The sequence below is a fragment of the Synechococcus sp. PCC 7336 genome (genome assembly GCF_000332275.1).
Classification (GTDB): Bacteria; Cyanobacteriota; Cyanobacteriia; order Thermostichales; family PCC-7336; genus PCC-7336.
In genome coordinates, this window is record NZ_CM001776.1 from 4,670,256 (window position 1) to 4,691,044 (window position 20,789).

The following is a 20,789-nucleotide window of genomic DNA, read 5'->3' on the forward strand; positions in this document are numbered from 1 at the left end:
TTCAATCAATACTAATCCCATCAATCGTCTGAGGCATCGCCCTCGGCTTAGGCGGCGCAGCCTTCGCCTTTCTCCCATTCCGCCGATGAGCCTGAAAATGACCCTGCCACAAGCCCAAAACATCCAACGTCTCCCCCCCATGCTTCGTCAACCGCTGCCGAATCTTACACAACACCGGCGTATTCACACATACCCCCGCAATAATCGCCTGCCCCTTTGTCAACGCAGGCAACTCACTCAACAAATCCCGCCCCGCCGCCTCCACACCATGCTTTAAATTCTCCTGATCGATCGGATTCACAATCCGCATCAAAAACTGACTCATACACTGCGACAAAATATCCGAATCCAACTTGCCCGGACGCTGAGTAATCAACCCCACCCCCAACCCAAACTTGCGCCCCTCACTCAAAATGGTCCGCAACACCTGCTTGCAGCGCGAAGGCTCGTGCGCCGGAGCAAACCGATGCGCCTCCTCCAACAAAATAAACACCGGACAAGGCAAATAATTCTCATCCCCCTCGCTCACCTTCTCCTTATGGGTATTCATCCGCGCCTGATTCGTCTGCCGCAACACCGCCGCCGCCAACACCTGCTGCTCTTCCTGATTAATCTCATTCATCTGCAAAATCGTCAGTTGACCGGGCTCGAATAGATCTACAGGCGCAACCGAATGCTCGTGATTGCTGAAATAAGGCGATCGCTCGATCTTCTCCAACTTCCACTCCAACGCCGCCGCCGAAGACCCCTGCTGCCCGTCCTCCCCCGAATCGAGAGAATTAATCGTGTCAATCAAATCGGGAATCGTCCAACGATGCTCGTTAAACTGCGTCGTCTGCAAAAACGCCTTCTCCAAAAATGCCTTCTGCCGCTCCGACATCTCCGGCAACAGCGTCAAAATGTCGTAAAAATTCAACGACGACACCCGAATCCGCACCTCGTCGGGCGTCAATACCTTTACCCTCGGCTGATAGCCATCTTCTCCCTCAAACGCCGGATGCCCCATCACCGTTGAGATCGTGTGATATTCCCCATGCGGGTCGAACACCAACACCGCCGCCCGGTTCTTCGGCAGCATCAACTCCTCCAGCAACACCCCCGCCGTATACGATTTCCCCGAGCCCGTCCCCGCCAAAATCGCCAGATGCGTACTCACCAACTCCTTCACATCCAACACCACCGGCACCGTCCCCTCTCCCCGCAGCAGCAGGCTGCCAATCGCAGCCCCCCCCACCTCGTCATCCGCCCGCTTATTCAGCACATTGCGCAACATCTCATCCGGCGCAAGATACACCTTGGCCCCCGGTTCGGGAGCCTGACGGGGGTTCATAAACCCCAGTGCAGCGTGAAAGTAGCCAATTACATCCACCGACACCGAGTAAATTTCGGGATTGGGATGGAAGAAACCCACCAGAGAGGCGATCGCACTCGGGTCGATATCCGTATCGGAAAAAATGCGATCGGGCAAGTGATCGATCAGTGCTAGATCCGAGATCTTTCCCAGAATCTTTTTGCCATCTGGCGTGTTGTAGTAGACATATTCGCCCACCTTGACCAAGCGACTGTCAGCCGTGATAAACACATATTGATTGGCGGTATCCCCCGGACCTTTGACGGTGCCAATGACCCGCTCCTGCTCGATCGCGTGAATCACCGCATTGCTCCCATCGTAATTTTCCAGGACAGCTCTCGGCTGAGAATTTCAAGTGCTCGCTTCTGGCTGCCAAAAAACGATCCGCTCACTTCATCCAACACCTGGCAAATCAACTGTTGCGCAAACGGCCCGCCATTGTTGAGCAGCAGGCCATAGTAAGTAAATTGTGGATTTTCGGCGCGATCGCGATGGAAGTCGTGAATCTCTTCTTCTTCCATGCGATAGACGCAAGTATTCACCGGAATCACATAGCGAGGAATTCCCTGCGTTCCGTAAGCTTGCTCGTCAAAATCCCCTTCGGCAGGCAACTCCATCGTGCCGATCAGCGCCACATTGAGCAGCGTGCGAATTTCAGTTTGTAAGTCGGGGGCAAAAATTGGGCTGGGATCGCTGGACAGACGGGGGCCGGTATTGAGAAAGGAGGGATTGAATAATTGCGTGTTGTAGACCACCCCAACGGCATAGACCGGATCGGGTTCTTCGATCTCTAATTTGACAAAACTGCCGAAGCCGTAATCGTTCCCTGTTGGCGGGTCGGACACCTCCAGGCGATCGTCCACCTGCACCACATAATCGCAGTGGCTATGCGATTTCACCACTTTGCCCAATTTCATCGCACCCGTCTCCGCCGCAATTTACTCGTCATCTTGCGCGACAGCCGCAAGTCCAATTCGTGCCGCTGCGACCAATCCTGCAACACCCGCATAAACGTACTGCGATCTTCTGCCCGCAACACTGCTGTTCGATCGGCTGTTTCAATTGCATAGGGATATCCCTTCCCAATAATGACCTCGCAGCGGACGATGTCAACGACCCAATCTAACAACCCCGCTTCGTGCATCCACAGGGGCAGTTCGAGGCGGACGGGATAGTTGTCGCCATTGGTTTTGAGATAGATAAATCCAACGCGATCGCGCATTTCTGCGTAATCGGTCAAAATGCTGTCTTGCCCCCGCTGAGAGCCGCCGCGCGCGCAGATGAATAATGGCGTGCGATCGCCCCATTTCAGCATCGAATCGATCAATTGGGCATCGTGAATTTGCGGCGCATCCGGCAGGTCGAATAGGTGCTTCAACATCGCCGTCAAATCGCGGGTATAGGTGGTATCCACATAGGCCACTAACGGCACGCGATTGTCTTCACTCGCCCGTAACAGCGGCAGGAGAGATTGCACGTAAGTCTTGCGAACGCTAGGGTCGTAAGCCTCTGCAAATGTCGCCACCAACGCTCCGTCAAAAAAGGTCAGACAGCGATCGCATCCAGCGCGATCTCGTAAGTATTGAACGAGGCGATCGCATTCCAACTGAAAGCGGCGCAGGTGGACCCGCTGCTCGCGCGGCTCGCCACTGCTGCTGGCTTCCAAATCGTCGGGGGCTAACACCTCCAGCCAAATATCTTTGTCGTAACTCCCCGCCTGGCAGTGATGATTTTCGTACCACCCCACCTGCACCAATGCCACCGGAATCGAGACATCTTTCCCCAAACAAAGCTGGGAGCCATCTACAGCAAAGGTGGGCACTCCCTCAATCGTGTCGCCCACCCATTTCAAACTCTCTTCTCGATTGTTCCATCTCGCCTTAAAGGGCACCCGCCAATGTCGATAGCGATCCCATTCCGAAGTGGGCAATGCTCCTGGAGCCGTTTCCCCAGCCAATCGCTGCGCGATCGCCAAGCTATTGAGATCCAATAGCTGTCTGAGGGCTTTCTGATAGAGCTGCCGCCGATACACCGCATCCGAATCGAAGTTGGCAAATGCATCGTGCTTGCGATCGAGCAGGTCGATAACTCGGGCAGTTTTGAGGGCCATAACAACAGCCACCTCTAGCAGCATGCAAAATATGGATAGCGGCGATCTTGCCGATACCCCATTCTAGAGCGCTAGATACAGAATGCGACCGGAACGCGCTGGGATTTAAGGAATCTTTCGGGCATTACAGCGGCGATCGCCCTCCGAGCCATCCTGGCAAACTTCGCACTATTCAACTGGGTCATCTCCTGGAGGATGCAGGCCAGTCACAACCAGAACTGGCGAGATTTCTGAATAAACTGCTCGAGGTGAGGCCGATTGACCATCGCTTAGCCAAGCGCGTTCAAGCCCATGTGTTCCTCTGTGCGGGCTAAGGCCAAAGCTCGAAAGAAGCGGACGGAGGATAATTTGCCGGTACATAGTTTTCAGACCCTCCTGGCAGATTTGGCCACGATTGCCAAAAATCAGGTGCAACCGAATTTGCCAACGTCAGTTCGACAAGTGTCTGGCCCCCATCCCCTAGCCCCTTCCCCCAATTCTGATGCTGCTGGCGAAATTCATATTCCGAAACATTGGCCATTTGTCTAGATGCCTGTGGCCCCCTTCCCCTAACCCCTACCCCCAACTTTGGGGGCAGGGGAACAAGGCCCCGTAAGGATTTTCGGCTGTTTCTCCCCTCTCCCAAACTTACGGCTGACGCCACGCTTCGCGAGGGGAGAGGGGCCGGGGGTGAGGGCCATGCAGAGTCATCGAACTCAGGTTTGCCAGGGGAAAAGCTGACGTTTGACAAGTTGACCCAGCCGACTCGGGTACAACAGCGAGCTTTAGATTGACTGGAGGTGACGCTGTAATGTAGCCAGTAGCCCAGTTCGCAAAATGGCCTCGTTACTTGCACAGCAAAGGTTCCGAGCTTTTGTCAAAGAGGAACTTCAGGCTAGTGGCGGTTTTGGGTGGGGCTGAGGGGCGGGTTTGGATAAGTTTGCAGACTGCTTGCCAGTCACGACCAGAGATGGGGAAAGTAACGGGGATGCGGTGAATGGCAGCAGAAGTTACTGACAGAGGTTTTATAGGAGTGGGCGCGCGATTTTCCAAGCGGCGATCGCATTCCCCCGCATGAGGGCGGCGACACCATTAAGGGCTTGAAACTCTGGGATGGAGGGGTCGAGGGCTAGGGCGGAGTCGATGGAGGGTTGGGCGGCGTTGGGTTTCCACTGATACAGGCGGACGAAGGCGAGGTAGGCGTGGGCGTAGGGATTTTTGGGGTCGAATTGAGTGGTCTTTTGCACGGCGGCGAGAGCGCCGGATACGTCCTGTTGTTGCACGCGGGCTAACGCCAAAGCGTAAATCCAATCCAGATTATCGGGCTGCTGCTCCAAACGATAGGTTAGAGCTAAAGCGGCTTGTTCTAAATAGTCTTGGGTGGGATCGTATTGGTTGATGCGGCCCACCTCTCGAAAGACGAGATCGAGATCCCCCTGTCGCAACGAGCTCGCTAATTGACGCAACTGAGTCGGCAGATCCACCTCGGGGGCAGGAGAGGCAGTTGCCGCCGGATCGATGCGGAATGAGACATCGGGAACAGCGAGCGGATAGCTTTCGCCGGTTGCGCGGTTGAGATAGCTCGCCTGCAGGGTATAGGTGCCCGCGATCGCATTCGCAGGCGGCAGCGTGGCTGTCCGATCTAGCACTCGAAAGTTTCGATCGGAGTCCCGAGGGAGGAGCAGGCGACCGGCTCCCAAACCGCGATCGTGCAGCCATGCTGTCGAACCCTCTGCAACCGCCTGCGCCTCAAGCGAGTTGCGATCGGATTCCACCAATTGCCATTGCAACAGCACGATCGCCCCTTGCAATTGTTCTGCCGGTCCCGACCAGAAATAGGTCACCGGTACCGGCTGACCGGGCGGAGCAGTAGCAGGGATCTCGATGGATTCGAGCCGGATGCGATCGCCATCAGCAGAAACCGGCCCCATCTCCTCCACTGTCACAAATGGCTCGCCGCGTCGATAGAGTTTTAAGGTGCCTCGCGATCGTGGCAGTTCCCAACTATCCTGCAGGTCGAACTCTCCCCCCGTTTCCACTAACTGCACCATCTCCGCCTGAGGGGCAGGCACCGATCCTTGCTCGCCCGTTTTGGTCAAGAACCAGCTCATGGAGCGGGCATCTTGCCCGAGATCGCGATCGTTCACCCCCACCTGCCGTCCGTAGACGCGAAAACCTTGCAATGCCCCAAAGTAATTGACATTATGCTGATTGACGCCCGGAGTTGAGGGCAACACGCCAATATTGGCTTGCAAATAAGGTTCGGCGGCGATCGCCGCTTCCACAACCTCGGCATGGGGCCATCCCCCTGCCAGTTCGGGCCAATGCCGCAATCCCAAACCGGACCTGCTGGCGATCGCCTGGGCAGGAACGAGGGGAAATAGATAAATCCCACTCAAAATCGCCATTGCAACAGCCAAGGCCCAGCGCAATTGCCGTCCCCATCGCTGGCGACCCCAGGCCAATAAACCGCAGGCCGAGACGACCGCCACCACGGGCAGCAGCGGCAAAATATAGCGTCCGTCCTTATTGACATTGAGGGAGGACATTACGTAGCCGCCGACCAGAAAAACCAGCAGCCAGCGGGATTGTGCCCCTATTCTCGGGAGCGATCGCCGTTTTGCCAGGTGCCATCCTGCCGCCAGCACTAACCCCAGCAGCGATACCCCCAACAGCGGCCAAGACACCAGCGCGGGCAAGACCTCGAGATAAAACGTCCAGGCATCCAGTGAAGTCAACACTGGGTCTCCCTCAATCGCTGCCGAATCGATCGTGGCCCGCTTCCCCGCCGTCAGCATTAAAAACCAATTGGTGCTATACCACGGCCACCACACCACTGCCGAGAGCAACGTTGCCGCCAACAGTTGCAGCAACCGCCCCCAAGCCCGCTGCACCAACGCCGCCACCCCCAACCACAGCATCGGCAGCGCCAAAAAAAACAGTGCCGGTTGTTTGGTCAGCAAAGCCAACCCGAGGGACAGCCCAAAGGCGATCGCCGCCAGCCATTGCCTGAGTAAGCCCCCAGCGTCTGGCCCCCATCCCCGAACCCCTTCCCCCCTCGCGAAGCGTGGCGTCAGCCGTAATTCTGGGGGAAGGGGAACCGAGCTGTAGATTGCGGGTTTCAGACTCTTGCTCCCCTCTCCCCCAGGGAGAGGGGCCGGAGGTGAGGGCAATGCAGGGCCATCAGATGCCTGGGGACTAGGTTCGAGGGGAAGGCGCGATCGCAAACTAGGATCGGTCGATCGCCAGAGAGTCAAACAGCAAAAGCTAGCGGCGATCGCCGCCGTCAGGGGATAGTCCAGCAAAAACTCCAGCCGGAAACGATAGAGTCCCGGCATCAACGCACACAAAGCTGCAGCCCACACCCCAACCGCAGGGGAAAACAAGAGGACACCCAGCCCGTAGGCGGACAGCAACAACACAGCACTAAACAACAGCAGCGCATAGGTGGCCTGCTCCGGTCCCGTCCTGATCGCCATCTGCACTAGCGCTGCAGCAACGTAGGCTAGGGGAGGGATTTTCGAGCGCACTTGCCAGAAATCGTGCCACCAAGTCCCCGACAGCCACTCGGGAGTTTGCAGGGCTTGCCAATATCTCAGCGATCCCATCAGATAATCGGCTGGATCCCAAGTGGGAACGGAGCGATCGAGGGCAAACCAGAGGCGATCGGCGATCGCGATCGCGATCCACAACAGCCCAATTGTCCACAGTCCCCGCCTCCACGAGAGGGGAACGTCCTTCGCCTTTTCCCTTGACTCAGCCAATTTCGACTCCACCCATTCAATCTCCGGCAATGTCCGCGCAGCTCTCTATTGATACCCCATCCTCCACCGTTCAGCGCGGTATGGGGAAAGGCAAGCTGCGGCTGACGCGACCCACTCGACAAATATGTTGACGGTACCGGCAGGCGATCGCATCTTCTGCGGCAGGCAAAACCAGATCCCAAGCTAAGCCATCGCGGCCCCGCTCGGGTCCCGAGCTGTGCAAATAGCGGCCGTCCCCCCAATAGATTGCAACATGGTCTACGCGGCGATCGAATTGAAAGAAGATCAGATCGCCAGCCCGAAAGTCGGCCAGAGCGGACTCAGTGGGGATGCCCTCGCAAAGGGTCTGACAAAAATCCGCCTGTTGATAGGAATCGCGCGGCAGCCAAATGCCCGCTGCAGCAAAACTGCGCTGGACTAAGCCCGAGCAGTCGAAATTCGGACCGACCGTACCTCCCCATAAATATCGATTGGCCTGTTGGCTGGCGGCAGCGGCATAAGCGAGTGCCGTCTGGAGGCGAGCTTCGATCTCTGCACTTGTGAGGGGGGCGACTGCGGCAGGAGGTGTCGTGACGGATGCTATTTGGGCGGGGTCGGATAGAGCTGCAGTTGCGATGTAGCCGCTATAGCCGTCTTCCAACAATTGAATCGGCGTCGCTGCCGTGCCACTGTCCTCCTCCAACTGGTGGAAATAGCGACCGGGCCAACATTGGGTGACGAGACTGCTGCAACTCGGGCTTTCGAACAGGTCTAAGCTCGCTACACTTTGGTAAAGAAGGGTCATGGGCAGGAGGGGGAATTCAAATGCAGGAGAAGGTACTGCCTAGCTTTGTGGATGCCACTCTACAGAGTTTGCTCGATCGGGCTATAGCCCATTTGGTGGAACAATTTGGCGATCGCGACGGTCAGCCGGGGGTTCATCCCGATACCCTAGCAATCACAGCGATCGACCTGGGCGCTCGACCGACCACTTGGGCGCACCACAACGGCGATCGCCCGATCTATCCCGCTAGTATTATCAAACTTTTTTATGTCGTGGCTTCTTATGTTTGGGAGGATGCGGGCAAACTGACCCCTTCGGCAGAGCTCGATCGGTCTCGCTATAGCGCGATCGTCCATTCCAGTAATGACGCCACCAGTTATCTGCTCGACATCCTCACGGGCACAACTTCAGGACCGGAACTCTCTCCGATCGCCTTTCAACTGTGGCAGGATCGGCGCAATGTTCTCAACCGCTACTTTCACGCCTTGGGGTTGCCCGGAAACTTTTGTCAAAAGACTTGGACCGATGGTCCTTACGGTCGAGATCGCCAGTCTTACGAGCTCAACAATCGCAATAGGCTGACAACCAACGGGACAGCTTGGTTGATGCACTCGATTGTGACCGGTCAGGCGGTGTCTCCAGAGCGATCGCAGGCCATCCTCGGTTTGATGAAACGGGATTTAGATCCAGCCACCTATATCGGAGATCCTGACAACCAAATCCAGGGATTTTTGGGGGAAGCCTTGCCCCTCGATGCCCAACTGTGGTCGAAGGCCGGAGAGACGAGTTTCAGTCGGCACGATTGTGCGCTGATTCAGTTGCCCGATCGCCCGCCCTACATTCTGGTGGCCTTCGGGGACGGACCGGAGTATTTCAACAATTGGAAGTGGCTGCCCGCACTGTCGCAGTTCTGGCTCGAGCAGATGCAGCCGCGATCGACATTGGCGGTTTAGTGGGGCTGGGGGAAAACGATCTCTGAAATGGAATTTCAAGTTAGCGATCGCGATCGGACAACGCTTGAATTGCACGAGCATTACTCTCCGTCACACGCTCGATCCTTTGCAGAATTTCCTCGTGACTTAATTGCATCTGGGCGAGCTGTCCAATCAGGTGGCTGTTGTCTCGCTGACCTGCGGCCGTCTGAGCCAGGATCTTTCGAATCCCCTCGAACCCTTGCTCCACCTGCTCTTGTCTTTGCTCTATCTGCTCCTGTCTCTGAACTGTTTGGGCGAGGGTTTGTTGGATTTCTTCGAACCCTTGCATGACCCGATCCTGTCGCCGATCCGTTTGAGCGAGGGTTTGTCGGATTTCTTCGAACCCTTGCATGACCCGATCCTGTCGCCGATCCGTTTGGGCGAGGGTTTGTTGGATTTCTTCGAACCCTTGCATGACCCGATCCTGTCGCCGATCCGTTTGGGCGAGGGTTTGTCGGATTTCTTCGAACCCTTGCATGAACCGATCCTGTCGATCGGCCAATTGCGTCAAGATTTGGCCCACCTGTTCGAAAGTTTCTTTCAGTTCTGCGTCCATCAACCCAGCTTTTTTCACGTATCGCCAGCATAACACTCGTTTCTAGACGCCCTCCAAGCCGCCGCATCAGTAGGAAAGGACAACCTCGATCGCCAAGAGACCTAGCACTCAGCTAGGCGATCGCACCTCGAATCGCATCCACCCGACGATCGTAGTCCCCATCACTCAAAACCCTCTCGCTGCCTGTCAGAGCCATCGATGCCGCCAAGTCGAGCCAAGACCGACAGCCGCCATACTCGGAACAGTAGGGAATGTGGATGGGTTGGGGAAGTTTGCTCACCTGCAGAAGCAGCAGGTAAAGCGGCTGGCGAGGCTTCCAGTTAAAGCGTTCCGTGGCAAATTGTTCGTTCCAGATGTGGTGGGGGAGCAGGCGCGCGAGGGGGGCAGCCTCGTCGATCGCGAGAATCTCGGTAATGTCTGCCCAAGCAGAAATCTCTACCGTTTGGGGATGCCAGCCAGAGGGGACGGGTTGGACGCGAGCGGCATAATCCAGTTTGAGCAGGTGGGGCTTTTGATGTTCGTAGGTGGGATAGAGCAAAACGCGATCGCCCTCGACTTTAAATTGTCCTCCCTCCTCTCGAATGCCCCCCTTGCGCAACAGCAGAATCGTGTCGCCCGCCGCCAGAGCCCGCACGGCCACATCCCATTCCTTGAGCGCTGTTGTGAGAGAATGTTCCATCGCGAGAGACCGTACGTTACTCCCCAATCTCAGTAGACGGAGGGCGATCGGCATAGAAAGTTCCCAAGCTGTCGAGATCCCCTACAAACCGCCAATGCCAAGGCTCGTAACTCACTCCTTGCCCGTTATTTTTGGGAAACGACAGCTCGAATCCATAGCGAGCGGCATGGGCTTGCAGCCAGCGAAACGCAGGGGTGGACTCAAAAGTCACTTCAAAATGGGTTTGGGCGCGGGCGGCGTCGCCAATGTCGATGGCATAGCCAGTATGGTGCTCGCTGTGGCCGGGGGGCGCACTCACTGCTGCTCGCTCCTGAGGCCGCAACGCCCGCGACTGGGCAATTTCAAAAAACAGGAATTCTTGGGTTTCGATCGACCGAAATCCCGAAATTGGTACCAGTTCTATCCCATCCTGTTTCGCTGCTGCCCGCATCTGTCCGAAACTCTCGGCTGCCGCCGATCGCAATGTCTCAGTGCGCCCGCTAAACGTACCCACAGCAACGAGATCCTCTCGAGGTGCCTCTTCATACGCAAAGTGCCCCAATAGCAAACTGGGCTGGCGGGATACCGCCTCTACCGCATTCGCTGTCTGGGTAACATCCACCGCAGCGCGATCGACTCCCGCCCCATCCTCAGAACTCCCGTTGAAGCCAGCCAGCAGAACAGCAGCAACAACGGCGATCGATCCTCCTATTCCGCCCACAAACATCAACATACGAGGACTCACCTTGGCCGTTCCAGGCGCAGCCATCGACTGACGCTGAGCGATCGGCAAATCCTGATTTTCATCAAATTGCAGCATGCGAACGATCCGAAGGGCAGTTGGGGCTGACGGCGATCGCCATTGTGGCAACCTACAGACCCAAGTCTGCCAAAATATCGCTAGCGTGGGTATCGGTCTTCACCGAATCGTAGACTTTAATAATTTGACCGTCACCATCGATTACATAGGTGACGCGCTTGGCATAGCCGCCGCCATCTACGTCGTAAGCCTGAGTCAGGGCACCTTCAGTGTCTGCCAAGAGGGGAAAGGGCAGGCCGTATTTGTTGGTAAAGGCTTGGTGAGAGTCGGAGTCATCCAAACTCACCCCCAACACAACAATGTCTTTGCCTCGGTAGTCGCTATAGTTATCGCGGAAGCTACAGGCTTCTTTGGTGCAGCCGGGGGTATCGTCCTTGGGATAGAAATACAGCACCACCGTTTTGCCTGCAAAGTCAGACAGAGAGACGCTATTGCCATTGGTGTCCTTTACCGTAAATGCCGGAGCGGGGGTACCGACCGATAGGGTCATGAAGGGAATCCTCGTAACGATTGAAGTATCTTGTCGAACCAGTGGCGATTGCAGCAAGCGAGCATCCTACAGAAAGTCAAGGGCAATGCTGTCAATCGATCCTTGTGGGCAATCCTTTTGAATTGTCATCAAAGAGTTAGGGTTGCGTCAAGTTTGTGGACGATGGCAAGTCCTGCCTCAGCCGTCGTGTTATGTCTTTACCTCTACTGAGGTTCTCCTCCCGACCAGCGGTAGTCGAGGTCGATGCCCCGCTGTTGCCAATCTGCTTCTAAACTGCGCTGCAGACTGAGGGCTTTGCGCACGGCGACGATCAGCTCCTGCGTGCGGGCGCGGTTGGCATAATCTCGATCTTGCACTGCCGGAGAGGTTTGCTGCTCCAAAATTTTTAGCAGCATCTCGTAGTGAACGTGGGCCGGAATGGGAATTTGGTTCATGCGGATGTCTCTAATAACGATCGCACGGCGGCGGCTGGATCGGCGGTCGCGACCAACGACTCTCCCACCAAGACGGCACGCACCCCTCGGGCTTGTAGAAAGCGAAGGTCGTCTGGAGTGTGAATGCCAGATTCGCCCACCAGTAGGATGTCGCGCTCGACCAACGCCTGCTTGCGCTCGGCCGCGATCTCGGCGGTGGTACTGAGATCGACCGTGAAGTCGGTCAAGTTGCGGTTGTTAATGCCCACTAACCGAACGCCGTCAAGGGTTAAAACGCGATCGAGTTCGGCCAGAGTGTGAACTTCCACCAGGGCAGCCATGCCCAATCGCTCGATAATGGCGAGAAAGTATTTTAAATCGGAGTCGCTGAGAATTTTAGCAATCAGCAATACCGCATCGGCACCGAGCGATCGCGCCCAGAAGAGCTGGTAGGGGAACAGAATAAACTCCTTACAGAGGATAGGCAAATCCACTGCCGCTCGAATGTCGCGCAGGTAATCGCCACTGCCCTGAAAAAACTTCTGGTCTGTCAGCACCGACAGACAACTGGCCCCCCCGGCCTCGTAGGCTTGGGCGATCGCCACTGGGTCGAAGTTTTCGCAAATCACCCCTTTACTGGGGGAGGCCTTCTTGACCTCGGCAATCAGAGCCACGGCATCCGCTGAATTCCGTAAGGCTCCCACGAAATCCTGCGGGGCTGGCGCAGCGGCCACCTGCTGGCGCAACTGAGCCAAGGGGACTTGTGCTCGCAGGCGATCGACTTCCCGATTTTTGTGCCAGACAATTTCTTCGAGAATGTGGCGCGGCTCTGCCTCGGGCAGTTTGACTTGGTAGGTCAGGATATCCACTTCAACAGGGGGGGCAGGAGCGCGACGGCGAATTTCCATATTGGCGGCAATCACAATAGAACGAGATCGGAACGGGGAGATAAGGAACGGAAAGGAGGGCAGACCGTCACTGCAGTATTGCCCCAATCGAGGATGCTGTTCTCTAGCATAGAGGGTGGCCGATGCGAAAATCGCTAGATTCGAGTTGGCGGCGATCGCTTCAACGACTTGAGAGGGCCGATGCAAGCTCAAATTCTAACGGTTGGCAGCCTGAATATGGATGTGGTGGTGCGGGTGCCGCGCCATCCTCTGCCGGGGGAAACGATTTTGGGCGGTCCCTACCAAACTTTTCCGGGGGGAAAAGGGGGCAATCAGGCGGTGGCGGTGGCGCGGGCTGGGGGGCGATCGCAGTTGCACGCTCTCGTGGGTGAGGATGGGTTTGGGCGAGAACTGCTGCAAGCTTTAAGCGACGCAGGTGTAGATACGGCTGCGGTTGCAGCGATCGCCGGACCGAGTGGTATCGCATTGATTGTGGTGGACGATCGCGGCGAGAATTCTATTGTGGTCAGTCCGGGCGCAAATGCTCAACTGCTGCCCGAGCGCCTCAATTTGTCAGCGATCGCCCGGGCCGATCTGTTGATGCTGCAATTGGAGATCCCGCTGGAGACGGTGGCAACGGCGATCGCCGCCGCCCAACACGATGCTCCAGTATTGCTCAATCCTGCTCCAGCACAGCCCCTTGCGGATGAGGTGCTACAGCAAGTGACATACCTCGTGGCAAACGAGAGCGAGGCGGCACTGTTGACGGGCCGAAGGACGGATGAAATTAGCGATCGCGAGGCGGCCCTCGCGGCGGCCCGAGAATTGCGCGATCGCGGGGCAAAAACGGCGATCGTCACGCTGGGCGAGCGGGGAGCGGTGTGGTCCGATCGGGGGGGTGAAGGACAGGTGTCTGCCTATGCGGTTGAGGCGGTGGATACCACTGCGGCGGGGGATGGGTTTTGTGGGGCGTTGGCGGTGGGATTAGCAGAAGGGATGGGGGTGGAGCGGGCGGTGAGGTTTGCCAATGCAGCAGGGGCGATCGCGGTGACGGGGATGGGGGCGCAGGGGAGTTTGGGCGATCGAGAGGCGATCGAGGGCTTGCTTCAGCGTTCAAACATGCTGGAATTCTAGACTGGCAGTGCCGGCTAAGCGGCAGATTTACTATCTCTGCGAGGAAAGCGCTCGATTTGAGCGATGCCGTAGAAAATGAGTTGTTGTTTTTGCTGTCGTACGCGATCGACACGCAACTGCGTGCCATCTAGAGCAAACTTATCCAGGTCCAATAACTGGTTGACATGTGCCACGATCGCCTGCCCCAACTCTACGGCTGCGGCCTCGCCAGCATAGGTCACATCGACAAACCGAATTTTCCGCCTGTCTTCTGTCTGCAAGCGCGCCGTAAAGTCTACTGCGACAGGCTCTCCAGCATTGCCGATCTGAATCTGAGACTGAATGCGCAGTGACTTGTCGTCATTGAGGGTCATCTCAGTGTTTTGAAAGTGGAGGGGCTGCTCGCGAAACTGCAGCCGCTGCAGTTTATCGATGACAAATGGCGTATTGAAGGAGGTCGTCAAGTCGTCCTGAGTCAGAACGACGCGCATCGTTGCTTGGGTCGGCTGGCGCAATTTCACCTGGCCTTGGAAGATCGCGCCGAAGTCGATCGCCACCGATTGCAGGTAAAGCTCCATCGACTCGATCCGCAAGCCGTTGTACATCAGCATGCTATTGCTAATTAACTCAAAGCTATCGATACTCCCCTGTAGCAACTTGGCAACAGGCTCTGCCCGCACGTTAGCTTCGAGTTTTTCGGTGCGCTCGAACAGGGCGGCGATCGCTGCAGTCACAGCTTTACTGACGATGCGATCGCCACCCTGACCTGAAAATGGAAGGCCTCCAAACACAGTGATCTCAAGTCCTTTTCGCTGCCGTACTATCCGCACTCTATCTCGGATAAGCAGGTTGTGAGTCGATGGGACAGGACCAACTCGAACGCAAAGCCATGGAAAGCCCAGTGGCGACAGGTGGTGCAGTGGCTGAAGCGTTAGGCGAATTAGAAGAAGCGAAAGTCAACTATATGCAGGACTTGCAAATCACCGCAGAATTCAATGACCAAAACGGTCTCGGCATTTCTTTCCGCAATCTCGCTCGTTTCTACCAATCCACCCAAGACAACAGCCTTATATCCACAGTTGCCGAAACACTAGGCGTTACCGTCGAACAAGTACAGGAGTTATTCGCTAACTTCTCTGACGGCGAAAGTGATACCGTAGCAAGCTGAGGAGGCGAAAGTGAGCGATTGAGCTCCATTGTTTGGGGCTGAAAATTCAACGGTGTTAGCAAGGGCGATCTATGCACTTCCATCTGAGTTGGATGGCGCTGCATTGGCCCTCACCCCCGGCCCCTCTCCCGAGGGAGAGGGGAGAAAGAGACTGAAACTCGCTGCTTTATGGTTCCCTTGCTCTCAGAATTTGGGGAAGGCGTTGGAGAGTCGGGTGAGACGCTTGTCGAATTGATGTCATACCAATTAACTGAAATTGGGCTACAGATGCCATGCCGATTCTGTTGGGAACGTCAGTTCGACGGGTGTCTGGCCCCCATCCCCTAGCCCCTTCCCCCCTCGCGAAGCGTGGCGTCAGCCGTAATTTGGGGGAAGGGGAACCGAACGGTAGATTGCGGGTTTGAGGCTGTTGCTCCCCTCTCCCAAGGGCTATCCATTAGGCACAAGTCGATGGAGAGCTTACTGTGACTGGATTATAAACTGCAGTAGAGACTGAAGCAGTTGTAGCCGGAGGGAGAGAAACCATGCAAGATTGGGTCAGCCAAGAAATCAACCCGATCCACTTCGCCGATTTGCGACATGCAAAGCGGTTGGGGCAGATCGTCACAGACTTGAGTGAGCAGCCCACAGCGAGCGTGCCTCAGGCGAGTGGGAATGCCTCAGTGGCCCAAGGAACCTATCGATTTTGGGCCAACCCGAAGGTGAGCACGAGCAGCATTCTGGACAGTCATCGTGATGGAGTGGTCAGGCGGGCCCTCACGGGCAAGACGGTGCTGGCCATTCAAGACACAACGGATTTCGACTTCACCACTCACCCCCAGACCGAAGGGCTGGGCTTCATCAATCAAAGCCATCAACAGGGAATCAAAGTCCACAGTTGTTTTGCGGTGAGCGGCGAGGGAGAACCCTTAGGTCTGTTGAGTCAATTCATCTGGAATCGCAAACAGCGGCGCGGGAAGAAAGAAAAACGCTCAGTGACTCCCATCGAGCAAAAGGAAAGCTATCGCTGGATAGCAACTCTCGCAGCCGTAGAGCGAGAGCTCGCGGGCCAAGAGCAAGTGGTTCATATTGGCGATCGAGAAGCAGACATCTTCGAACTGTTTGCCCATCCCCGTGCGGACAACAGGGAGTTACTCATCCGCGCAAGGCACAATCGCAAACTTAGCCACGAGCTGGGCAAGTTCATCCCCACCCTCGAACAAGCCCCAGTCTTGGGAGCGATGAGCCTGCAAGTGCAGCGTAATCCCAAGCGAGCGGCCCGCATTGCCCAGTTGCAGGTGCGGGCGATGGCGGTGACGCTGGAGGTGCCATCGCATCACCTCAAAGCCGCGAGCTTAGAGCCCGTGCGCCTCAATGCCATCTTCGTGGAAGAAACCGTCCCCCCTGATGATGGCGCTCAGCCGATTCGCTGGTTTCTGCTGACCAGCTTGCCAGTTGAGAGCTTCGAGCAGGTCTGTCAGTGCATCCGCTGGTATAGCTACCGCTGGCTGATTGAGCGGTTTCACTTCACCCTCAAAAGTGGCTGTGGCATCGAACAGCTCCAACTGCAAAGCTATGAGCGCTTGCTCAAGGCTCTGGCAACCTACAACGTTGTAGCTTGGCGATTGATGTGGCTGACCTACCGCGCTCGACTCACCCCGCAAGCCTCCTGTGAGCTCGTTTTACAGCCTGCTGAATGGCGGCTGTTACGACGCAAGTTTGTGCCGAAAAGTCGCTCTCAAAAGCCACCCACTCTGCAACAGGCAATGCTGTGGATTGCTCGATTGGGAGGCTTCTTGGCTCGCAAGGGCGATGGCAACCCTGGATTGAAGACGCTTTGGCGAGGGCTGACCAAACTCCACCATTTGCTTGAAGGGGCTCAACTGGCTTCTCAAAGCTAGTGCCTGTCTATGGTTCAGCTACTTTTGCCTAATGGATAGCCCAAGGGAGAGGGGCCGGGGGTGAGGGCAATGCAGCGCCATCCAACTCAGGTTGAGAATAGAAGCAATCGCCACTGGCAAGAGAGCTCCTATCGCGCCAGCACTGCCGCCAACTCCTCCACCCCCGCCTCATCCAAAGTCGTCACCCCCAACTGCTCCGCCTTCGCCAACTTCGAGCCCGCATCGGCCCCCACCACCACATAATCCGTTTTCTGACTCACACTGCCAGTCACCTTGCCCCCCCGCAGCTCAATCCACTCCTTCATCTGCGGACGCGATCGCCCCGGCAACGTCCCCGTAATCACAAACGTCTTCCCGACAAAAACGGCAGGAAGAGTTGACGCCTCCGATTCAACAGCACTCAACTGCAAGCCCAGCTCCCGCAACTGACTCAACAGCTCCTGATGGGCCGGATCGGCCATCCAAGTGGCGATCGCCTGTCCGATCTCCTGCCCCATCCCGTAAATAGCCGCAATCCCATCGGGCGTCGCCTGTTGCAGTTTCGCTGCATCGCTGAAATGCTGAGTCAGCGTCTTGGCATTCACAGTCCCCACCAACGGAATCCCCAAGCCGTAGAGCAGCCGATGCCAAGGTTGCTGCTTGGATTTAGCGATCGCCTCCACCAAGTTCCGACTGGATTTCTGACCCATCCGTTCCAAGCCAACCAGATCCTCCACCTGCAAGCGATAGAGATCCGCCACTGACTTCACCAACCCTGTCCGAGTCAGTTGCTCCACCAAAGACTGACCCAATCCCTCAATATCGAGAGCGTTGCGGCTAGCCCAATGCTCGATCTGCCCCCGCACCCGCGCCGGACAAACGGGATTGGGACAGCGGGTAATCGCTTCTCCAGCAGGACGGACCACCTCGGTCTCGCACTCGGGGCAATGGCTGGGCAGATGATAGCGCTCGGCCCCCTGCAGACGCAGTTCCGCGAGCACAGACACAATCTCGGGAATGATTTCTCCGGCTTTGCGCACGATCGCCGTATCGCCAATATGAACGTCGAGGGCGTTGAGGCGATCGGCATTGTGCAGCGAAGCACGACTCACTGTCGTCCCGGCCAACTGCACCGGCTCCAACTCCGCCACAGGCGTAATCGCCCCCGTCCGTCCCACGCTGGCTTGGATATTGAGAATGCGGGTGGGCATTTCCTCAGCGGGATATTTGAGGGCGATCGCCCAGCGGGGCGCTTTTTGGGTAAAGCCCGATTCCTGCTGAACGGCAAAGGAATTCACTTTCACCACCACGCCGTCGGTTTGGTAGGGCAGAGGGCGGCGGCGATCGTCCCATTCGTCAAAATAGGCTTGGACTTCTGCCAGCGAGGTGCAGAGTTTGCGGTTGGGGTTGACGGCAAACCCGAGCGATCGCAATAATTCCAGCGCCTCCCACTGGGTTTTGGGCAAGTCGCCCCCCTGCCAGCCTTCTGGGAAGTGAACGGTGTAGGCAAAAAAGCTAAGTTTGCGATCGGCCACAATGCGGCTATCCAGTTGCCGCAGGGTTCCCGCCGCACAGTTTCTGGGATTGGCGAAGGGAGGATCGCCTGCAGCTTCTCGCTCGCGATTGATGCGCTCGAACTCCGCATCCGCCAGATAGACTTCCCCCCGAATTTCGAGCACTGGCGGCGGATTCTCGGCAGACAGTCGCAGCGGTACGGACCGAATGGTGCGTACATTTTGAGTAATCTCTTCGCCCGCTTGCCCGTCCCCCCGCGTCACCCCTCGGGTGAAGATGCCATCGGCATAGGTCAGCGCCAGGGCCGAGCCGTCAATCTTGAGCTCGCAGACGTACTCCAATGTATTTTGGTCGCTGTTTAACCCCAGCACCCGCAACAACTTGGCTTCCCAATCCTGCAATTCCTCCCCATTAAAGGCATTATCCAGACTGAACAGGGGAATGCGATGGCGGACTGACTCGAATTTTTCGACCGGCTTTTCCCCCACACGCTGGGTGGGGCTGTCAGGCGTAACGAGATCGGGATGGCGAGCTTCGAGATCGAGCAGTTCGCGGTAGAGGCGATCGTAAACGCCGTCTTCCATAAAGGGGGCATCCAGCGCGTAATAGGCGACGCTGGCCCGCTGCAGCAGATCTTGCAACTCTCGAATTCGTTGCACCAGCTCAGATGTTGCCATCCGATTGACCCCAACACGTCCACCAGATTTTATAGCAATCCATCAGGGTCGAGCTGCTTTCGGGACAGGCAGCAACGCAAAGGGACTGGCATTCCTACAGGAAAATGGAGCTGACGGGAGTCGAACCCGTGTCCGCACTAGTTAATCACCCTTCACTCATTCACTGGCGTAGTTGCTCTAATCCTCACAACGGGAACCGCCGCTTATCCCCGGCGGTGGGATGCTCCAGTTTAGTCTTGAACCAGTAACCTACCGGAGGAGTTTACTAGCAGCATCCGCTGGGGTTTTGACTGAATCCGCTTAGCGGAGTGACGAATCAGTCCTCGATCGAAAAGTGTTCGACTTAAGCGACTGCTACTGCAGAGGCCTTACGAGAAAAAGCAACGATGTTGTTGGCACTTAATGTGCTCGAGCCTGTATTTACGGGATAAGCTCAATCCCGACCAGAATCACAAAGGAACTTTCGCTAACGCGTCGAAACCGTTACAGCCCCTCGGTATCTCTACAGTATAGCCCACGAAACCCGCGCCCTACCTCCTGCCGGGAATTAAGCTGCGGCTGAGCTTGGCGATCGCGCTGCTGGCAACGTCACTGTAGCGCAGCTTGCCGCACAAGATCTTCACCATCTTTTGAGTCGCTCCGGGGCTGCGGACGCCGATTTTATAGGCGATGCCGGGGACGCGATAAAACAGATTCGCAAGCCGCTGTGCCCACACCATTTCGCTGCCCCACTCCTCCTGCATCACTTGACTGTAGGCTTCGAGAGCGGAGCTAGAGCCCGATAGAGCAGCGTCGATCGCTTCAGCCGCTTTCAGTCCGCTGAAGATCGAGGGGCGAATACCCTCGGCAGTGAAGGGATCGACCACACAGGCGGCTTCCCCTGCCAGCACGGCATTCTGGGTGTGGAGGGTTTGATCGCCATCCCACAGCCACAGCGGGTGGCCGTATCTTTGCACCCCTTTAAAATCCACATCGAACATCTGAGAGTATTCAGTCGCAATCTCCTGCAGGGGCTGCCGCTGCCCGCCTCGGAATGTGCCAATGCCAATGGAATAGCCGTCGGCTTTGGGGAAATTCCAGATATAGCCGTTTTTCACCATGCCGAACTCGAAATGGGCGGTAGTTGGTGCGGCCACATCCCCCAGAGCTTCGGCTTCGATCGCGCCGCCAAAGCGCGCCTTGCGCTGTTTAAATCCCAACCACCGCGCCATCGGCCCTTTCGCCCCATCGGCAGCAATCAGATAGCGCCCCCAGACAGGACCGTCGGGGGTACTGACCTGCCAGCGATCGCTCTGAAACTCAATGCCTCGAGCCTCCGTCTCATCCCGCAGCTCCGCCCCCTGCTGTCGAGCCTGCTGGATTAAAAAGTGGTCGAATACATCCCGTCGCACCATCCAGATCGGCTCTGCCGCTGCGATCTCAGCTTCGACGGCAGCGCCCATTTTCCAGGTGTATCGAATCGTATCCACTGTCAGGGAAATAGCGGGAGAAAAGTCGAAATCGAACCATTCGCCCACCACTGGCGAGACACCGCCGCCACAGGGCTTGTAGCGGGGGAGAGCTGCTTTCTCGACGACCAATACCGACCGTCCCTGCTTAGCCAGATGATAGGCTGCCGAACCGCCCGCTGGCCCAGAACCGACAATAATGCAGTCGTATGCGTACATAACTCCCCTGTGGCAATCTCAATTG

Annotated in this window: 20 protein-coding genes and 1 other RNA gene; 6 read left to right on the forward strand and 15 right to left on the reverse strand. The window is 56.7% G+C overall.

From position 1 onward, the window contains the following. Position 1: 1 nt before the first annotated feature. Genes SYN7336_RS22125 through SYN7336_RS22135 form a run of 3 tightly spaced genes read right to left on the reverse strand, consistent with a single transcriptional unit; the run spans position 2 to position 3,461 of the window. Positions 2 to 1,654 (reverse strand): ATP-binding protein, encoded by a 1,653-nt coding sequence (locus SYN7336_RS22125; RefSeq protein ID WP_017328133.1) that lies wholly within the window; start codon positions 1,652 to 1,654, stop codon positions 2 to 4. Further along, positions 1,651 to 2,268, reverse strand: a complete 618-nt coding sequence (locus SYN7336_RS22130) for a hypothetical protein (protein ID WP_017328134.1) — start codon at positions 2,266 to 2,268, stop codon at positions 1,651 to 1,653. Before SYN7336_RS22130 ends, SYN7336_RS22125 begins: the two co-directional genes overlap by 4 nt. Beyond that, complete coding sequence (locus SYN7336_RS22135; protein ID WP_026101226.1) at positions 2,265 to 3,461, reverse strand: DNA double-strand break repair nuclease NurA; 1,197 nt, start codon at positions 3,459 to 3,461, stop codon at positions 2,265 to 2,267. The genes SYN7336_RS22130 and SYN7336_RS22135 overlap by 4 nt, the downstream gene beginning before the upstream one ends. Positions 3,462 to 3,752: 291 nt before the next feature. Here SYN7336_RS22135 and SYN7336_RS33150 point away from each other — a divergent pair, with 291 nt between their 5' ends. Beyond that, a complete protein-coding gene (locus tag SYN7336_RS33150; protein ID WP_017328136.1) occupies positions 3,753 to 3,989 on the forward strand; it encodes a hypothetical protein in 237 nt (78 codons plus the stop codon). A gap of 476 nt (positions 3,990 to 4,465) precedes the next feature. Here SYN7336_RS33150 and SYN7336_RS22145 read toward each other — a convergent pair whose 3' ends face one another. Together SYN7336_RS22145 and SYN7336_RS27285 are read right to left on the reverse strand one after the other, a co-directional pair. Next, the gene (locus SYN7336_RS22145) at positions 4,466 to 7,204 is read right to left on the reverse strand and encodes a phospholipid carrier-dependent glycosyltransferase (protein ID WP_071590917.1); all 2,739 of its coding nucleotides are present in this window, start codon (positions 7,202 to 7,204) and stop codon (positions 4,466 to 4,468) included. A gap of 70 nt (positions 7,205 to 7,274) precedes the next feature. Next, the gene (locus tag SYN7336_RS27285) at positions 7,275 to 7,988 is read right to left on the reverse strand and encodes a C40 family peptidase (protein ID WP_017328138.1); all 714 of its coding nucleotides are present in this window, start codon (positions 7,986 to 7,988) and stop codon (positions 7,275 to 7,277) included. Positions 7,989 to 8,008: 20 nt separating this feature from the next. Between SYN7336_RS27285 and SYN7336_RS27290 the strand changes: the two genes are divergently transcribed. Next, a complete protein-coding gene (locus SYN7336_RS27290; protein ID WP_017328139.1) occupies positions 8,009 to 8,920 on the forward strand; it encodes a serine hydrolase in 912 nt (303 codons plus the stop codon). A gap of 40 nt (positions 8,921 to 8,960) precedes the next feature. On the opposite strand, the gene SYN7336_RS22160 is transcribed toward SYN7336_RS27290, so the two are convergent. The 6 genes from SYN7336_RS22160 to trpC all read right to left on the reverse strand — a co-directional run bounded on the left by SYN7336_RS22160 (position 8,961) and on the right by trpC (position 12,786). Next, positions 8,961 to 9,497, reverse strand: a complete 537-nt coding sequence (locus tag SYN7336_RS22160) for a hypothetical protein (RefSeq protein WP_038026193.1) — start codon at positions 9,495 to 9,497, stop codon at positions 8,961 to 8,963. A gap of 112 nt (positions 9,498 to 9,609) precedes the next feature. Further along, positions 9,610 to 10,176: a DUF1802 family protein gene (locus tag SYN7336_RS22165; protein ID WP_017328141.1), complete on the reverse strand. Its 567-nt coding sequence runs from the start codon at positions 10,174 to 10,176 to the stop codon at positions 9,610 to 9,612. 16 nt (positions 10,177 to 10,192) lie between these two features. After that, entirely contained in the window at positions 10,193 to 10,975 is a 783-nt protein-coding gene (locus SYN7336_RS27295) for a D-alanyl-D-alanine carboxypeptidase family protein (RefSeq protein ID WP_017328142.1), read from the reverse strand. Positions 10,976 to 11,027: 52 nt separating this feature from the next. Further along, positions 11,028 to 11,465 carry a peroxiredoxin gene (locus SYN7336_RS22175; protein ID WP_017328143.1) on the reverse strand — a complete coding sequence of 146 codons (438 nt, stop codon included), beginning with the start codon at positions 11,463 to 11,465 and terminating at the stop codon, positions 11,028 to 11,030. A gap of 203 nt (positions 11,466 to 11,668) precedes the next feature. Beyond that, on the reverse strand, positions 11,669 to 11,899 hold the full coding sequence (locus SYN7336_RS22180; RefSeq protein WP_017328144.1) for a DUF5340 domain-containing protein: 231 nt from the start codon (positions 11,897 to 11,899) through the stop codon (positions 11,669 to 11,671). Beyond that, the gene (gene trpC, locus SYN7336_RS22185; RefSeq protein ID WP_026101228.1) at positions 11,896 to 12,786 is read right to left on the reverse strand and encodes an indole-3-glycerol phosphate synthase TrpC; all 891 of its coding nucleotides are present in this window, start codon (positions 12,784 to 12,786) and stop codon (positions 11,896 to 11,898) included. The genes SYN7336_RS22180 and trpC overlap by 4 nt, the downstream gene beginning before the upstream one ends. Positions 12,787 to 12,966: 180 nt before the next feature. On the opposite strand from trpC, the gene rbsK reads away from it, so the two are divergent. Beyond that, positions 12,967 to 13,899 carry a ribokinase gene (rbsK, locus tag SYN7336_RS22190; RefSeq protein WP_017328146.1) on the forward strand — a complete coding sequence of 311 codons (933 nt, stop codon included), beginning with the start codon at positions 12,967 to 12,969 and terminating at the stop codon, positions 13,897 to 13,899. Positions 13,900 to 13,913: 14 nt separating this feature from the next. Here rbsK and SYN7336_RS22195 read toward each other — a convergent pair whose 3' ends face one another. Further along, the gene (locus SYN7336_RS22195) at positions 13,914 to 14,669 is read right to left on the reverse strand and encodes a DUF2993 domain-containing protein (RefSeq protein WP_017328147.1); all 756 of its coding nucleotides are present in this window, start codon (positions 14,667 to 14,669) and stop codon (positions 13,914 to 13,916) included. 68 nt (positions 14,670 to 14,737) lie between these two features. Between SYN7336_RS22195 and SYN7336_RS27300 the strand changes: the two genes are divergently transcribed. From SYN7336_RS27300 to SYN7336_RS22205, 3 genes are all read left to right on the forward strand, one after another. Continuing rightward, on the forward strand, positions 14,738 to 15,046 hold the full coding sequence (locus SYN7336_RS27300; protein ID WP_017328148.1) for a hypothetical protein: 309 nt from the start codon (positions 14,738 to 14,740) through the stop codon (positions 15,044 to 15,046). Between the two features lie 272 nt (positions 15,047 to 15,318). Beyond that, positions 15,319 to 15,450, forward strand: coding sequence for a hypothetical protein (locus tag SYN7336_RS32800; protein ID WP_255346687.1), 132 nt, complete (start codon positions 15,319 to 15,321; stop codon positions 15,448 to 15,450). Positions 15,451 to 15,570: 120 nt separating this feature from the next. Further along, entirely contained in the window at positions 15,571 to 16,926 is a 1,356-nt protein-coding gene (locus SYN7336_RS22205) for an IS4 family transposase (protein WP_017324427.1), read from the forward strand. Positions 16,927 to 17,054: 128 nt separating this feature from the next. Here the strand turns inward: SYN7336_RS22205 and ligA are convergent, their stop codons facing one another. From ligA to SYN7336_RS22215, 3 genes are all read right to left on the reverse strand, one after another. Further along, positions 17,055 to 19,097 (reverse strand): NAD-dependent DNA ligase LigA, encoded by a 2,043-nt coding sequence (ligA, locus tag SYN7336_RS22210; RefSeq protein ID WP_017328149.1) that lies wholly within the window; start codon positions 19,095 to 19,097, stop codon positions 17,055 to 17,057. A 102-nt stretch (positions 19,098 to 19,199) separates the two neighbouring features. Then, positions 19,200 to 19,590, reverse strand: a transfer-messenger RNA (tmRNA) gene (gene ssrA, locus SYN7336_RS29375). A gap of 37 nt (positions 19,591 to 19,627) precedes the next feature. Then, on the reverse strand, positions 19,628 to 20,764 hold the full coding sequence (locus SYN7336_RS22215) for a geranylgeranyl reductase family protein (protein WP_017328150.1): 1,137 nt from the start codon (positions 20,762 to 20,764) through the stop codon (positions 19,628 to 19,630). Positions 20,765 to 20,789 lie beyond the last annotated feature (25 nt).

Excerpts from the sequence above, each read along its gene's own strand:
- SYN7336_RS32800 (WP_255346687.1), top strand. The coding sequence starts at position 15,319 with ATGCCGATTCTGTTGGGAACGTCAGTTCGACGGGTGTCTGGCCCCCAT.
- SYN7336_RS27285 (WP_017328138.1), bottom strand. The coding sequence starts at position 7,988 with ATGACCCTTCTTTACCAAAGTGTAGCGAGCTTAGACCTGTTCGAAAGC.
- SYN7336_RS33150 (WP_017328136.1), top strand. The coding sequence starts at position 3,753 with ATGTGTTCCTCTGTGCGGGCTAAGGCCAAAGCTCGAAAGAAGCGGACG.
- SYN7336_RS27290 (WP_017328139.1), top strand. The coding sequence starts at position 8,009 with ATGCAGGAGAAGGTACTGCCTAGCTTTGTGGATGCCACTCTACAGAGT.
- SYN7336_RS27295 (WP_017328142.1), bottom strand. The coding sequence starts at position 10,975 with ATGCTGCAATTTGATGAAAATCAGGATTTGCCGATCGCTCAGCGTCAG.
- SYN7336_RS22205 (WP_017324427.1), top strand. The coding sequence starts at position 15,571 with ATGCAAGATTGGGTCAGCCAAGAAATCAACCCGATCCACTTCGCCGAT.
- trpC (WP_026101228.1), bottom strand. The coding sequence starts at position 12,786 with ATGGAAATTCGCCGTCGCGCTCCTGCCCCCCCTGTTGAAGTGGATATC.
- ligA (WP_017328149.1), bottom strand. The coding sequence starts at position 19,097 with ATGGCAACATCTGAGCTGGTGCAACGAATTCGAGAGTTGCAAGATCTG.
- SYN7336_RS22180 (WP_017328144.1), bottom strand. The coding sequence starts at position 11,899 with ATGAACCAAATTCCCATTCCGGCCCACGTTCACTACGAGATGCTGCTA.
- rbsK (WP_017328146.1), top strand. The coding sequence starts at position 12,967 with ATGCAAGCTCAAATTCTAACGGTTGGCAGCCTGAATATGGATGTGGTG.
- SYN7336_RS27300 (WP_017328148.1), top strand. The coding sequence starts at position 14,738 with ATGGGACAGGACCAACTCGAACGCAAAGCCATGGAAAGCCCAGTGGCG.
- SYN7336_RS22160 (WP_038026193.1), bottom strand. The coding sequence starts at position 9,497 with ATGGACGCAGAACTGAAAGAAACTTTCGAACAGGTGGGCCAAATCTTG.
- SYN7336_RS22215 (WP_017328150.1), bottom strand. The coding sequence starts at position 20,764 with ATGTACGCATACGACTGCATTATTGTCGGTTCTGGGCCAGCGGGCGGT.
- SYN7336_RS22175 (WP_017328143.1), bottom strand. The coding sequence starts at position 11,465 with ATGACCCTATCGGTCGGTACCCCCGCTCCGGCATTTACGGTAAAGGAC.
- SYN7336_RS22165 (WP_017328141.1), bottom strand. The coding sequence starts at position 10,176 with ATGGAACATTCTCTCACAACAGCGCTCAAGGAATGGGATGTGGCCGTG.
- SYN7336_RS22130 (WP_017328134.1), bottom strand. The coding sequence starts at position 2,268 with ATGAAATTGGGCAAAGTGGTGAAATCGCATAGCCACTGCGATTATGTG.
- SYN7336_RS22135 (WP_026101226.1), bottom strand. The coding sequence starts at position 3,461 with ATGGCCCTCAAAACTGCCCGAGTTATCGACCTGCTCGATCGCAAGCAC.